Source organism: Micromonospora sp. CA-248212, assembly GCF_050948405.1.
Taxonomy (GTDB): Bacteria; Actinomycetota; Actinomycetes; order Mycobacteriales; family Micromonosporaceae; genus Micromonospora.
Window position 1 is genome coordinate 5,623,627 of record NZ_CP192023.1, and the last position, 14,373, is coordinate 5,637,999.

The window sequence follows — 14,373 nt, forward strand, 5'->3', positions numbered from 1 at the left end:
TGTGCGTCTGCGCGCAAGTGGCGCACCGGGTGGAACGGAATTTACCGTGCCAGCAGCGTACGGGCACCGTCGGTAATGGCTTCCGGGGAGACCAGAACATGACGTGCCGCCGGACCTAATGGTACAAACGAGTCAACTCCGGCCACCCGCCGCGCTGCGCCCACATATCCGCCGTCAACCAGCGCGGCGATGACGCCCTCGCCAACCCCGCCTGACCGGCGTGTCTCGTCCACCACCAGCACCCGGCCGGTCGCCGAGGACTCCCGGATGATGTCGGCCACGGGCAGGGGCGCCAGCCAGCGCAGGTCCACCACGCGGGTGCCGACGCCCTCCTCGGCCAGCACGGCCGCGGCCCGCAGCGACATCCGCACGCCGTTACCGAAGGTGATGATGGTCAGGTCGTCGGCCGAGCCGACCCGGTAGACCCGGGCCCGGCCGATCGGCACGTGCCCGGCCACCCACGAGCCCGGCTCGGGATAGCCGGCGAGCCACTCACCGTCGCCATCGGCGTACAGGTCGCGGGTGTGGTAGAGCGCGATCGGCTCCAGGAACACGCAGACGCTGCCGTCCACCGCCGCGCTCGCCAGACAGGTCCGCAGCATGGGCGCGGCGTCGTCCGGCCGCGCCGGCACCGCCACCACCAGACCGGGAACATCCCGGAGTACGGCCACCGAGTTGTCGTTGTGGAAGTGCCCGCCGAACCCCTCCTGGTACGCCAACCCGGCCACCCGCACCACCATCGGGTTGCGGAACGCGCCCCGCGAGAAGAACTGCATGGTGGCGGCCTCGCCACGGAGCTGGTCCTCGGCGTTGTGCAGGTACGCCAGGTACTGGATCTCCGGCACCGGCAGCATCCCGGCCAGCCCGGCGCCGAGTCCCAGGCCCAGCACCGACGTCTCGTCCAGCAGGGTGTCGAAGACGCGGGCCGCCCCGAACCGGTCGCGCAGGCCCTTCGTCACGCCGTACACCCCGCCCTTGGCGGCCACGTCCTCGCCGAAGACGGCCATCTGGGGATGGTCGAGCAGCCCGTCGGCGAGCGCGGCGTTGATGCTCTGCGCCAGGGTCATCGGGCCGACCAGCTCGGGCGGCTTGCCGCCGAACGCCTCCTCCCGGGCCGCCGCGCCCGGCCCGCTGGCCCGGGCCGCCGCGTCGGCCACGGCCCGCGCGACCCGCACCGGGCGGCGGGGCGCCAACGCCGACACCACGTCGGCCGCGGAGGCCAGCTTGGGCTCGCCCAGCACCTCCTCGGCGAGCCGGCGTACCTGCCAGCCCGTCTCGTCGTACCGGGCCAGCAGCTCGTCGGCGGTCGCCACGCCGGCGTCGACGAGCAGCCGCGCGGTGGCGACCACCGGGTCCCGGTCCAGGTCCTCGGCCAGCTCGGCCGGGCTGCGGTACGCCGACTCCGCGTCGGCCCCGGCGTGCCCCATCAGCCGGACGGTGCTCAGGTGCAGCACGGCGGGCCGCCGGTACCGCCGCACCCAGGCCGCCGCCTCCCGCGCCACCGCGTACGTGCGCACCGGGTCGGCGCCGTCGGCGCTGAAGTAGCGGATGCCCGGCTTCGCGCGCAGCGTCGCCTCCACCCAGCCCTCCGGCGAGCGGACGCTGATCCCCAGCCCGTTGTCCTCGCAGACGAAGAGCACCGGGATGCGCAGGCCGGCGTGGTCGTACCAGCCGGCGGTGTTGAAGGCGGCGGTGGCGCTGGCGTGGTTGACCGACGCGTCGCCGAACGAGCAGACCACGATGGCGTCCGGCGGCCACGGGACGTGCGCCGCACCGGCGCCGCTGCCGACCCGTACCCCTGTCCCGGTGCGCCGCCCGGCGGTGTCCAGCCGGCGCAGCCGCTCCACGGCCAGTCCCATCCCGACCGCGCGGGGCAGGTGCGAGGCGATGGTGGAGGTGGTCGGCACGACGGCCAGGTCGGCCCGGCCGAACACCTTGTGCCGGCCACCGGCGATCGGCTCCTCGCTGGAGGCGACCATGCCCCGCAGCACGTCCCGGGCCGCCTCCGCGTACCCCACGAACCCACCGGTGGGGGTCGCGGACCCGGCCACCTCGGCGTCGGAGGCCGGCTCCGGGGCCTCGGCGGCGGGCTCCGGATCGTCCACGGCGGGCGTCGGGGTGTCGGCGGCGGACGCCGGAGCGGCGGCGGCGACCTGGGCCGCCCGCAGGCAGTAGAACGCCCCGGAGCGGTAGTGCAGCAGCGCCGGATCGGTGGGGCGCAGCGCGGCGGCGACCGCCGCGTTGCCCTCGTGCCCGGACGAGCCGATGGTGTAGAAGCCCTCCCCGAAGCTGCGCAGCCAGCGCCCGGCCAGGTCGAGCTGCCGGCTGGCCACCTGCGCGTCGAACAGGTCGAGCAGTTGGGCACCGGTCAGCGGGGCGTCGTCGGTGACCGGATCGGCGAGGTCACGCCGTTGCGGTGCGGCGGGCAGCGCCGCCAGCGTCTCGCGGAACCGGTCGTCGAGATCTTGCGGGGTGGTCACGTCCGACAGCATTACCGACGCGGGCCACCGTCGCCCAGTGGGACACGGCCAGCACGGCTCGACTCACTGCGGGTCGCACGGCTCCGGACAACCGCCGTCGGACACCTTCCACACCAGGTCACGCAGGGTGGACAGCTCTTCGTCGCGCAGGCCGGCGAGGAGTCGGGAGTCGGACATCACCTCGGCCACCCGGTCCCGTACGACGCGACCGTCCCCGGTCACCACGAGCGTCTTCTGCCGGCGGTCGGCCGGATCGGTCCGACGCTCGACCAGGCCGGCCTGCTCCAGCTTGTCGACCAACGCGGTCACGTTCGACCGGTCACAGCTCAGCCGGTCGGCGAGGTCACGTGCCGGCAGGGGACGGTCCGGGTCCAGCTCGTGCAACGCCCGCGCCGCCGCCGGGGTGAGCCCCAACTCGGCGAAGGCCGTGCCCTGCCGATGCCGCAGGGACGCCGTCAGGTGCGCCATCCGACGCACCACGTCGGCGGCCAACCCGGCGCGGTCCACCTGCCCGTCCGCTGGCGTCACGGTGACATCGTACGCACCGGGTCCGCCCCGGCCGGCTCAGCGTTCGAGGTCGCTGACCGCGGCCGGCGCGGCGACGGACGATGACCCCGGATCGGTCGCGGCGCACGACGGTCCCGTGGGCTGGCGCAGGGCGCGGGCGCACCGCCCGGCAGCCACCGGGGCGGTCGCCAGCAGGACGGCCGTCACCAGGGCGGCGGCAGGTGTGTCGGGCCGTGCCAGGTGCAGGCCACCGATGACGGCCACGCCGAGCACCGCAGCCAGCAGGGTGCCGGTGGAGATCAACGCGGAGAACGCGGTCGCCGCGCCGGTCGGCAGGGCGGTGGCGAGCCGGTCGACCAGCGGGGTGAACCCGGCGGCGTGTGCGGCGCCGCCCACGAGCAGCAACAGGCTTCCGGGCAGCCAGGGCCAACCATGCCGGGTCAGCATCGCGACCAGCAGCACGACGGCCGCCAGCAGCGGCGGGCCGAGCAGCGGCAGCGCGTCGCGCAGTCGCGCGGGCAGGCGGGACACCGCGAGGCCGCAGAGCGCGAACCCGGCGGCGTAGGGCAGGAAGGCCAGCCCGGCGGCGAGGGCGGTGAATCCGAGCCCCTCCTGCAACCGCAGGGTGAGGGTGAACAGGAAGCCGGCGTAGCAGCCCATCACCAGGCAGGCGGCGAGCAGCCCGGCCGGCACGCCGGCACGGGTCAGCACCGCCACGTCCAACAGTGGGGTGCCACCGCCCCGGATCACGCGGTTCTCGTGGCGCAGGAACACGCCGACGCCGATCACGCCCGCCGCCACCCCCGCCGGCGTCGACCAGTCCGGCCAACCGAGGTCCCGACCGAGCACCGCCGGCGTCACCAGGGCCAGCATCGCGGCGGCCAGCAACAGCACCCCCGGCAGGTCGAGCGCCGCCGGCCGGACGGCCGCCGTCGGCACGGCTGCCAGCGTCCGCCGACCGGCCACCAGCAGCACCGCGCCGACCGGCACGTTGACCAGGAACGCGGTACGCCAGGCCAGCCCGCCGGCATCCAGGGTGACGAGCAGGCCGCCGGCCACCTGCCCGGCCGCGACCCCGAGCGCCAGGATCAGCGAGTACGCCCCGATCGCCCGACCTCGGGCAGCGCCCAGGTACGTGGCCTGGATGAGGGCGAGGACCTGCGGCACCATGAGCGCCGCCATGGCGCCCTGCACGACGCGCGCGCCGACCAGCATCACCGGACCCGGCGCGAGGCCGCAGGCCAGCGACGCCACGGTGAACCCGGTGAGGCCGAGCAGGAAGACCCGGGCCGGCCCGTGCCGGGAGCCGAGCCGGGCGCCGGTGACGACCAGCACGGCGAAGGCCAGGGTGTATCCGGCCAACACCAGCTGGGCCAGTGCCGGCGGCCCAGCCAGGTCGAGCCGGATCGTCGGGGCGGCGACCGCCGCGATCGAGGTGTCCATCGAGGCCATCGCCTGCCCGGTGAGCAGGACGACGAGCGGGGCGCGGCGTCCCTGAGTGGTCGTGGTGGAAGACATGCCGGCCACCCTGCCGACCTGGGCGGGCGGCTGTCTTGACGATCCTTGCGGCCGCCGGATCCGACGTACGACGTCGGGTGTCGTGTCGGCGGGTGGGCCTAGCCTGACGGCATGCGCAGCAGCCACCCCCTCGTGCGCCGGCCCGACTTCGTGGTCCACGCGGTGCGCTGCCGGGACGACCACACCGGCTGGTCGCGCCCGGAGCCCGCCACGGCGCACGGCATCGTGTTGGCCCGCCGGGGCGGCTTCCGGCGGCGCGGTCGGGGCGGGGAGGAGTTCGTCGACCCGACCGTGGGCTACCTGACGGTGCCGGGCGAGGAGGAACGGTTCGCCCACCCGGCCGGCGGCGACGACTGCACCTCCGTGCATCTCTCGCCCCGGCTGTGGCGGGAACTGCTCGCCGGCCGGTCCGCCATGTCGGTGCTGCACCTGGACGCCCGCATCGACCTGGCACACCGGCGACTGCTGCGGGCGGCGCGCCTCGGCGACGCGGGCTTCGCCGCCGCCGAGCGCCTGGTTCGACTGGTCGGCGCCGCCACCGGTCCGGCGGTCGACGCGCCGCCCCGGGACCGGGCGATGGTGGAGGCGGCCCGCTCGGCGCTGCACGACGGTGGGCCGCACACCGACGGCCTCGTCCCGCTGGCCCGCTCGCTCGGCGTGTCGCCGTACCGGCTGAGCCGGTCCTTCCAGGCGCTGGTCGGTGTGCCGCTGACCCGCTACCGCAACCGGCTGCGGGTGGGGCGTGCGCTCGACCGGCTGACCGAAGGGGTGCCGAGCCTCGCCGTACTGGCGGTCGAGCTGGGCTTCGCCGACCAGGCACACCTGACCCGGACGCTGCACGCCCACCTGGGCCACCCGCCAGGGCAGCTACGTCGAATGCTGGCTGAGGTCTGATCCCAGCGGGCCGGACGACGACCGGGCGCGATCTCGGGGGCGGGCCGGGCGTCAGGCGGGCAGGAACGAGAAGCGGACCTGGCGGGTGGGGTTGTCGCCGTTGGTGTCGACGAGGCAGATCGACTGCCAGGTGCCCAGGGCCAGCCGGCCGTCGAGTACCGGCAGCGTGGCGTACGGCGGGACGAACGCCGGCAGGACGTGGTCCCGTCCGTGGCCCGCCGAGCCGTGCCGGTGTCGCCAGCGGTTGTCGGTGGGCAGCAGCGCGTCGATCGCGGTGAGCAGGTCGTCGTCGGAGCCCGACCCGGTCTCGATGATCGCCAGGCCGGCGGTGGCGTGCGGCACGAAGACGTGCAGCAGACCGTCCCCCTCGCCGGAGACGAAGCTCTGGGCCTCGGCGGTGATGTCCCGGACGGCCGGCCGGGACCCGGTCTGGACGGTGATCACGTCACTGCGCATACATCGCATTCTGCCGCAGTCGACGATCAGGAACCGCCGCCACCGCCACCGGAGTCACCACCACCGCCGGAGAAGCCACCGCCGGAGTCCCCGCCGCCGAAGAAGCCGCCACCGGAGTCGCCGCCGAAGAAGCCGCCACCGCCGGAGTCGCCGCCCCCGCCGCCGTCGGACCGGTCCCCGCCGCCCGAGTCGCCGTAGTACATCAGGGGCACGCTGGTGTCGGCGTGCCGTCGGCGCGGACCGGGCACCCGACGGGGCCCCCGTCGGGGCGCCGACGCGCGCAGACCGGCGCGGAGCTGGACCGCGCCGAGCGCCATCGCCACGACGCCGAGAATCGTGATCGGCAGCACGGCGGTCTCCCCGGCCCGGAGCGCCGGCACGGAGAACAGCGCCCCGAGCGCGCCGACCAGGACGATCACGCCGCCGCTCATCACCCGCCGCCCGTTCATATTCGGGACCGTAGCGAGCCGGGGCAAGCGGGCGGGCCCGGCCGCCGTAGCGCTAAGTTACCGGCGAGTACCTGTGTTCAGCATCGCGTCCGGGGGACCTAGACGTGACGACGGGTGCCACCAGGGGGCAGGATGGCGCTAGAGACCTATCCCACACACAACCGAGGGAACGCCTGTGGCTACGGAACGCAAGCGCCCGGTGATCAGCGACGGCCTACCGAGCCAGCTTCCGGACATCGACCCTGAAGAGACCAGCGAATGGGTCGAGTCGCTTGACGGTGTCATCGACGAGCGGGGAGCCAAACGCGCCCGCTACGTCATGCTGCGCCTGCTGGAGCGGGCCCGCGAGCGCCAGGTCGGGGTTCCGCCCCTGACCACCACCGACTACATCAACACCATCCCGTCCGAGCGCGAGCCGTGGTTCCCGGGAGACGAGCACGTCGAGCGGCGCATCCGGGCGTACGTGCGGTGGAACGCCGCGATGCTCGTACACCGGGCGCAGCGCCCGGAGATCGGCGTCGGCGGACACATCTCCACCTTCGCCAGCTCGGCGTCGCTCTACGAGGTGGGCTTCAACCACTTCTTCCGGGGCAAGAACCACCCGGGCGGCGGCGACCAGATCTTCTACCAGGGCCACGCCTCGCCCGGCATGTACGCGCGGGCGTTCCTGGAGGGGCGGCTCAACGAGCACGAACTCGACGGGTTCCGCCAGGAGCTGTCGCACCCGGGCGGCGGTCTCCCGTCGTACCCGCACCCGCGGCTCATGCCGGACTTCTGGGAGTTCCCCACCGTCTCGATGGGTCTCGGCGGCCTGAACGCGATCTACCAGGCGCGGTTCAACCGGTACCTCCAGCACCGCGGCATCAAGGACACCTCGCAGCAGCACGTGTGGGCGTTCCTCGGCGACGGCGAGATGGACGAGCCGGAGACGCTGGGCGCGATCGGTGTGGCCGCCCGCGAGGAGCTGGACAACCTCACCTTCGTGATCAACTGCAACCTGCAGCGGCTGGACGGCCCGGTCCGGGGCAACGGCAAGGTCATGCAGGAGCTGGAGGCGTTCTTCCGGGGCGCCGGCTGGAACGTCATCAAGGTGGTCTGGGGCCGCGAGTGGGACCCGCTGCTCGCCGCGGACACCGACGGCGCGCTGGTCAACCTCATGAACACCACGACCGACGGCGACTACCAGACCTACAAGGCGGAGTCCGGCGCGTACGTGCGGGAGCACTTCTTCGGCCGTGACCCGCGTACCCGCAAGATGGTCGATCCGCTGAGCGACGACGAGATCTGGAACCTCAAGCGGGGTGGGCACGACTACCGCAAGCTCTACGCGGCCTACAAGGCGGCCACCGAGCACACCGGTCAGCCGACGGTCATCCTGGCCAAGACGATCAAGGGCTGGACGCTCGGCTCGCACTTCGAGGGCCGCAACGCGACCCACCAGATGAAGAAGCTGACGCTGGAGGACCTGAAGACCTTCCGCGACCGGCTCTACCTGGACATCCCGGACAAGGCGCTGGAGGACAACCCCTACCTGCCGCCGTACTACCACCCGGGCGAGAAGTCCGAGGAGCTGGCGTACCTGCAGGAGCGTCGGGAGCAGCTCGGCGGCTACCTGCCGTCGCGACGGACCAGCACCAAGCGGCTGACCATCCCCGGTCCGGAGCGGTTCGCCGACGTCAAGCGCGGCTCGGGCAAGCAGAAGGTGGCCACCACGATGGCCTTCGTCCGCCTGCTCAAGGACATCATGAAGGACAAGGAGTTCGGCAAGCGCTGGGTGCCGATCATCCCGGACGAGGCACGCACCTTCGGTCTCGACTCGATCTTCCCGACCGCGAAGATCTACTCCCCGCACGGTCAGCGGTACACCTCCGTCGACCGGGAGCTGTTCCTGTCGTACAAGGAGTCGACGACCGGGCAGATCCTGCACGAGGGCATCAACGAGGCCGGCTCGGTCGCCTCGTTCACCGCCGCGGGCTCGGCGTACGCCACCCACGACGAGCCGATGATCCCGATGTACATCTTCTACTCGATGTTCGGGTTCCAGCGGACCGCCGACGGGCTGTGGGCCGCGGCCGACCAGATGGCGCGGGGCTTCCTGCTCGGCGCGACCGCCGGGCGCACCACGCTCAACGGTGAGGGCCTGCAGCACGAGGACGGGCACTCGATGCTGATCGCCGCCACCAACCCGGCGGTGGTCGCGTACGACCCGGCGTTCTCCTTCGAGATCGCGCACATCATGGAAGCCGGCCTGCACCGGATGTACGGGGACGCGCAGGAGAACGTCTTCTACTACCTGACGGTCTACAACGAGCCGATCCTGCAGCCGGCCGAGCCGGAAGGGGTGGACACCGAGGGCCTGCTCAAGGGCATCTACCGCTACTCGCCGGCGCCGCAGGTCGACGGCCCGAAGGCCAACGTCCTCGCCTCCGGCACGGGCATGCAGTGGGCGCTCAAGGCCCAGCAGCTGCTCGCCCAGGACTGGGGCGTGGCCGCCGACGTCTGGTCGGTGACCTCCTGGACCGAGCTGCGCCGCGACGCGGTGGAGACCGAGGAGTACAACCTGCTCAACCCGGGCGCCGAGGCCAAGGTGCCGTACATCGCGCAGAAGCTGGCCGACGCGGACGGGCCGAAGGTCGCGGTCAGCGACTGGATGCGTGCCGTACCGGACCTGATCGCCCGCTGGGTACCCGGCGACTACACCTCGCTCGGCACCGACGGCTTCGGGATGTCGGACACCCGGCACGCGCTGCGCCGGCACTTCCACGTCGACGCCGAGTCGATCGTGGTCGCCACGCTGCGGCAGCTCGCCCGCAGCGGCGCGGTCGAGGCCACCGTGCCGGCCGAGGCCGCCAAGAAGTACGCGATCGACGACGTCAACGCCGCCCCGGTCGGCGAGACCGGCGGCGACAGCTAGAACCGCACGACCAGAGAAGGGCCCGGCGCGTCGCGCCGGGCCCTTCCGCGTTGTCCCCTCCCCCGCCCGGACCCCGCCCGGACCCCGCCCCGCCCCGCCCCGCCCCGCCCCGCCCCACCCCGCCCCGTCGATCATGGAGTTGTGGTGGGGGACGAAGCGGTGAAGTCGCCTCGTTCCGGGCACCACGAGTTCATGATCGACGGGGCGGGAGCGGGGCGGAGCGGGGGCGGCAGGGATGGGGCGGCGGTGGGCCGACGTTCCTGGTGGGGACGCCGGGCCACCGCCGGGGCGGGTGACGCCGGGAGGACGCGGCTGGTCAGCCGACGGCGGCCAGGTCGGTGAGCCGGGCCAACGAGTCCTCCAGGTCGGCGCCGACCCGGCGCAGGCCCAGGCGCAGCAGAGCCGCCTTGACGGGGCCGGCCGGCCAGCGGACCACGATGAGCCGCACGACCGTCCCGCCCTCCTCCTCGTCCTCGGTGAGCTGGACGTAGATTTCGGTGCGCGCCTCCGCACGGGCACCGGCCCCCTTGGCCCGCTCCCGCCAGCCGATCAGTGTCGGCTCCTGATAGGCGATTACCTCGGCCTCATGCGCCGAGCGCCCCGCCTGGACCAGTTGTCGCCGCCCGAAGCCCTCCCCCGAGAGCACTTCGGCCGCGCGAACCCCCGCCAGCCAGGCCGGCAACTGCTCGGCCCGCTGGACGACGTCCCAGACCACTTCCATCGGCGCCGCCACGTGCGCACTACGTTCCACGAGGATCATTTCCGTCTTGCCTCCAGTGAGGACATCCCACGATATCGGCACTCTATGCGTCAAATCGGACTTACCTGGACGGGTTCGGAAAAAGACACGCCGATCAACCATTGCGGATTACGCCAGCCCGACCTATGGCGCATTCATCGACAGCGTCCTAGAGTCCCGAACACGTTTCACGTTCACCGGGAGAGCGCATGTCGACCGCACCGATGCCCGAGTTCCCCGACGGCTTCCGCTGGGGCGTCTCCACCTCGGCCCACCAGATCGAGGGCGCCACCACGGCCGACGGACGCGGAACGTCCATCTGGGACACCTACGCGCGCGAGCCGGGCCGGATCAGCGACGGCAGCAGCGGCGCGGTCGCCTGCGACCACTACCACCGGTACGCCGAGGACGTCGCGCTGATGGCCGGGCTGGGCGTCGGGGCGTACCGGTTCTCGATCGCCTGGCCCCGCGTGCAGCCGGACGGCAGCGGCGCGACCAACGCCGCCGGCCTGGACTTCTACGACCGGCTGGTCGACGACCTGCTCGCCGCCGGCATCGACCCGGTGGCCACCCTGTACCACTGGGACCTGCCGCAACCCCTCGAGGACGCCGGCGGCTGGCTGCACCGGGACACCGCCGCCCACTTCGCCGAGTACGCCGAGCGGACCGCAGCCCGCCTCGGCGACCGCGTCCGGCTCTGGATCACCCTCAACGAGCCGTTCATCCAGATGAGCCTCGGCTACGGCATGGGCGTGCACGCCCCCGGCCAGATGCTCCTCTTCGGCGCCTTCCCGGTCGCCCATCACCAACTGCTCGGCCACGGGCTCGCGGTACAGGCGCTGCGGGCGCACACCGACAGCCCCGTCGCGATCGCCAACAACTACTCGCCGGTGCGGGTGCTCGGCGACAGCGACGCCGACCGGGCCGCCGGGGCCGCGTACGAGACGTTGCACAACCGGCTCTTCACCGACCCGCTGCTCGGACGCGGGTACCCCGACCTGCCCGGCCTCGACCCGACCGTCATCCGCGCCGGCGACCTGGACACCATCGCCGCGCCCATCGACGTGCTCGGGGTCAACTACTACAACCCCACCGGAGTACGGGCAGCCGAGGAGGGCTCGCCGCTGCCGTTCGACCTGGTGCCGCTGGACGGTTACCCGCGTACCGCCTTCGACTGGCCGGTCGCCCCGGACGGGCTGCACGAGCTGCTCCGCTGGCTACGGAACACGTACGGCGAGGCGCTGCCACCCATCGAGATCACCGAGGGCGGCTGCGCGTACGACGACGAGCCGGACGCGCACGGGCAGGTGGCCGACCCGGAACGGATCGCGTACCTCGACGGGCACCTGCGGGCGGTCCGGGCCGCCATCGACGACGGGGTGGACGTCCGCGGGTACTTCGTCTGGTCGCTGCTGGACAACTGGGAGTGGGCCGAGGGATTCACCAAGCGCTTCGGTCTGGTGCACGTCGACTACGCCACGCAGAGGCGTACGCCGAAGTCGTCGTACACCTGGCTGCGGGACGTGATCGCGGGCAGCGCGCCGGGGGCGGCGCGGTGACCACCGTCGACCCGGCGGCGGCGGCGCTGCCGGCGGCGCTCGCCGAGCCGACCGTGCCGGTCCGGCGCGGCTGGATCGGCCTGGTCTTCGCCGCCAACCTGGGCGTGTGGATGGCGTTCTTCACCCCGATCCAGGTGCTGCTGCCGCAGCAGATCGAGCGGATCGCGCCCGGCGACAAGGAGACCATGCTGGCCGTGGTCACCGGCCTGGGCGCGTTGGCGGCGGTGCTGGCCAACCCCCTGGCCGGCGCGTTGTCCGACCGGACCTGCCTGCGGGTCGGCGGTCGGGAGTTCGGTCGGCGGCACGTCTGGACCGCCGGCGGGGCGGTGCTCGGCGCGGCGGCGCTGGTGCTGCTGGCCCAGCAGCGGACCATTCTCGGGGTCGCCGTCGGCTGGGTCGCCGCGCAGGTCTGCTTCAACGCGATGCTGGCCAGCCTCACCGCCGCCATCCCGGACCGGGTGCCGGTGACGCAGCGCGGCAGCGTCTCGGGCTGGGTGGGCATCCCGCAGGCGCTCGGGCTGGTCCTCGGGGCGGTGCTGGTCACCGCCGTGGTCACCGGGAACGCCGCCGGCTACCTGGCGATCGCGGTGGCCATCCTGCTGCTGTCGCTGCCGTTCGCGCTGCTCACCCCCGACGACCCACTGCCCCGCGCGAACCGCCCGGCACTGCGCGTCCGTACGCTGTTCGCCTCGATGTGGATCAGCCCGCGCCGGCACCCGGACTTCGCCTGGGCGTGGATCACCCGGTTCCTGGTCCAGCTCGGCAACGCGCTGGGCACCCTCTACCTGCTGTACTTCCTCACCGACGGGGTTCACTATCCCGACCCCGAGGGCGGCCTGCTGGTGCTGATCCTGCTCTACACGTTGGGCATGATGCTGACCGCCGTGGTCTCCGGCCGGCTGTCCGACCGCTCCGGGCGGCGCAAGATCTACGTGATCGTCTCCGGGCTGATCATGGCCGTGGCCGCGCTGTTGCTCGCGGTCGCACCCACCTGGCCGATGGCGATCGTCGCCGCGCTGCTGCTGGGCGCGGGTTACGGCGTCTACCTCTCGGTGGATGCCGCGTTGATCACGCAGGTGCTGCCACGCGCCACCGATCGGGCCAAGGACCTTGGCGTGATCAACATCGCCAACTCGGCGCCGCAGGTGCTCGGTCCGGCGCTCTCCGCCCCGCTCGTGGTCCACCTGGGCGGCTATCCGACGCTCTACGCGGTCACCGCCGTGGTCACCGTGGTGGGCAGCGCCCTGGTGGTCAAGATCCGCTCAGTCGCCTGAGGTGTAAGGAAGGGCACCTTGTACAACACGAGGCGATAAGAAGGGGCCCTTCCTTACCGGGTCGACGGCCGCCGTAGGCTGGAGGACGTGACGGTACGTGTGCGCTTCGCCCCCTCCCCGACCGGTATGTTCCACGTCGGCGGCGCCCGCTCGGCGCTGCAGAACTGGATCTACGCCAAGCAGCAGGGCGGGGTGTTCGTGCTCCGCATCGAGGACACGGACGCGGCGCGCAACAAGCCCGAATGGACCGAGGGCATCCTCTCCGCGCTGGACTGGATCGGCATCTCCCGGGGCAGCTACGAGGGGCCGTACTTCCAGTCCGAGAACGCTGGCGAGCACCGGGCCGCCGCCACCCGGCTCTACGAGTCGGGCCGCGCCTACTACTGCGACTGCACCCGCGAGGACGTACAGGCCCGCACCGGCTCGCAGTACCAGGGCTACGACGGCTACCACCGCGACCGTGGCCTCGGGCCGGGGCCGGGCCACGCGCTGCGCTTCCGTACGCCCGACGAGGGCACGACCGTGGTCGTCGACCTGATCCGGGGCGAGCCCACCTTCGAAAACAAGCTCATCGAGGACTTCGTCATCGCCCGGGGCGACGGATCGCCGGTGTTCCTGCTGGCCAACGTCGTGGACGACATGACCATGGGCATCACCCACGTGATCCGTGCCGAGGAGCACCTGCCCAACACGCCCAAGCAGCAGCTCCTGTGGGACGCCCTCGGGGTCAAGCCGCCGGTCTGGGCGCACGTGCCGGTGGTCGTCAACGAAAAGCGGCAGAAGCTCTCCAAGCGCCGCGACAAGGTCGCCCTGGAGGCGTACCGCGACGAGGGCTACCTCGCCGGCGCGATGCGCAACTACCTCATGCTGCTCGGCTGGGCGCCCTCGGGCGACCGGGAGATCGTGCCCTGGTCGGTCATCGAGGACGAGTTCCGCCTGGAGGAGGTCAACCCCTCCCCCGCGTTCTTCGACGAGAAGAAGCTGCGCGCGTTCAACGGCGAGTACATCCGCGCGCTGCCGGTGGCCGAGTTCGTCGACGCCTGCCAGCCGTGGCTGACCGGCACCGGGACCATCGCGCCGCCGCCATGGCAGCCCGAGGAGTTTGACGCCGACGCGTTCGCCGCCGTGGCGTCGCTGGCCCAGACCCGGATCGCGGTGCTCAGCGAGATCGTGCCGAACGTCGACTTCCTCTTCCTGGCCTCGCCCACGATCGACGAGGCCGCCTGGACGAAGACGATGAAGGACGGCTCCGCCGAACTGCTGGACGACGCGGTCGCGGCCTTCGAGGCGCTGGAGTCCTGGGACGCCGAGGCGCTGAAGTCGACACTGGAGGCCGTCGGCGCCGAGCGCGGCCTCAAGCTCGGCAAGACGCAGGCGCCCGTACGCGTCGCGGTCACCGGCCGCACCGTGGGCCTGCCGCTGTTCGAGTCCCTCGAGGTACTAGGCCGCGAACGCACCCTGACCAGAATGCGCGCAGCCCGCCTCCGCCTCCCCTAACCCCCTGCGCCCCGCCGCCGCCTCCGCCGCTTCGCGGCCCCGCCCCGCCCCGCCCCGCCCCGTCGATCATGGAGTTGTGGTGCCGG

10 protein-coding genes and 2 pseudogenes are annotated in these 14,373 nt (G+C 72.7%); 5 read left to right on the top strand and 7 right to left on the bottom strand.

The window, feature by feature from the left end:
- Positions 1 to 41: 41 nt before the first annotated feature.
- From ACQP03_RS26320 to ACQP03_RS26335, 4 genes and pseudogenes are all read right to left on the bottom strand, one after another.
- A pseudogene (locus tag ACQP03_RS26320) lies at positions 42 to 2,015 on the bottom strand (thiamine pyrophosphate-dependent enzyme); the annotation flags it as partial.
- Positions 2,016 to 2,143: 128 nt separating this feature from the next.
- A pseudogene (locus tag ACQP03_RS26325) lies at positions 2,144 to 2,492 on the bottom strand (transketolase); the annotation flags it as partial.
- Positions 2,493 to 2,543: 51 nt separating this feature from the next.
- Positions 2,544 to 2,948, bottom strand: coding sequence for a MarR family winged helix-turn-helix transcriptional regulator (locus ACQP03_RS26330; RefSeq protein WP_357132744.1), 405 nt, complete (start codon positions 2,946 to 2,948; stop codon positions 2,544 to 2,546).
- A 96-nt stretch (positions 2,949 to 3,044) separates the two neighbouring features.
- On the bottom strand, positions 3,045 to 4,505 hold the full coding sequence (locus tag ACQP03_RS26335; RefSeq protein ID WP_433458861.1) for an MFS transporter: 1,461 nt from the start codon (positions 4,503 to 4,505) through the stop codon (positions 3,045 to 3,047).
- A 111-nt stretch (positions 4,506 to 4,616) separates the two neighbouring features.
- Here ACQP03_RS26335 and ACQP03_RS26340 point away from each other — a divergent pair, with 111 nt between their 5' ends.
- Positions 4,617 to 5,399: a helix-turn-helix domain-containing protein gene (locus tag ACQP03_RS26340; RefSeq protein WP_433458863.1), complete on the top strand. Its 783-nt coding sequence runs from the start codon at positions 4,617 to 4,619 to the stop codon at positions 5,397 to 5,399.
- Positions 5,400 to 5,450: 51 nt separating this feature from the next.
- Here ACQP03_RS26340 and ACQP03_RS26345 read toward each other — a convergent pair whose 3' ends face one another.
- Both ACQP03_RS26345 and ACQP03_RS26350 read right to left on the bottom strand, forming a co-directional pair.
- Positions 5,451 to 5,855: a secondary thiamine-phosphate synthase enzyme YjbQ gene (locus ACQP03_RS26345; protein WP_355051416.1), complete on the bottom strand. Its 405-nt coding sequence runs from the start codon at positions 5,853 to 5,855 to the stop codon at positions 5,451 to 5,453.
- A gap of 26 nt (positions 5,856 to 5,881) precedes the next feature.
- A complete protein-coding gene (locus ACQP03_RS26350) occupies positions 5,882 to 6,304 on the bottom strand; it encodes a hypothetical protein (RefSeq protein ID WP_357132527.1) in 423 nt (140 codons plus the stop codon).
- Between the two features lie 175 nt (positions 6,305 to 6,479).
- Here ACQP03_RS26350 and aceE point away from each other — a divergent pair, with 175 nt between their 5' ends.
- The gene (gene aceE / locus ACQP03_RS26355) at positions 6,480 to 9,218 is read left to right on the top strand and encodes a pyruvate dehydrogenase (acetyl-transferring), homodimeric type (protein ID WP_357173654.1); all 2,739 of its coding nucleotides are present in this window, start codon (positions 6,480 to 6,482) and stop codon (positions 9,216 to 9,218) included.
- A 316-nt stretch (positions 9,219 to 9,534) separates the two neighbouring features.
- On the opposite strand, the gene ACQP03_RS26360 is transcribed toward aceE, so the two are convergent.
- Entirely contained in the window at positions 9,535 to 9,978 is a 444-nt protein-coding gene (locus tag ACQP03_RS26360) for an SRPBCC family protein (protein WP_355051413.1), read from the bottom strand.
- Positions 9,979 to 10,166: 188 nt separating this feature from the next.
- On the opposite strand from ACQP03_RS26360, the gene ACQP03_RS26365 reads away from it, so the two are divergent.
- From ACQP03_RS26365 to gltX, 3 genes are all read left to right on the top strand, one after another.
- Positions 10,167 to 11,516, top strand: coding sequence for a GH1 family beta-glucosidase (locus tag ACQP03_RS26365; RefSeq protein WP_357132520.1), 1,350 nt, complete (start codon positions 10,167 to 10,169; stop codon positions 11,514 to 11,516).
- Complete coding sequence (locus ACQP03_RS26370; protein WP_357132517.1) at positions 11,513 to 12,790, top strand: MFS transporter; 1,278 nt, start codon at positions 11,513 to 11,515, stop codon at positions 12,788 to 12,790. Before ACQP03_RS26365 ends, ACQP03_RS26370 begins: the two co-directional genes overlap by 4 nt.
- A gap of 126 nt (positions 12,791 to 12,916) precedes the next feature.
- The gene (gene gltX / locus ACQP03_RS26375; protein WP_433461217.1) at positions 12,917 to 14,287 is read left to right on the top strand and encodes a glutamate--tRNA ligase; all 1,371 of its coding nucleotides are present in this window, start codon (positions 12,917 to 12,919) and stop codon (positions 14,285 to 14,287) included.
- Positions 14,288 to 14,373 lie beyond the last annotated feature (86 nt).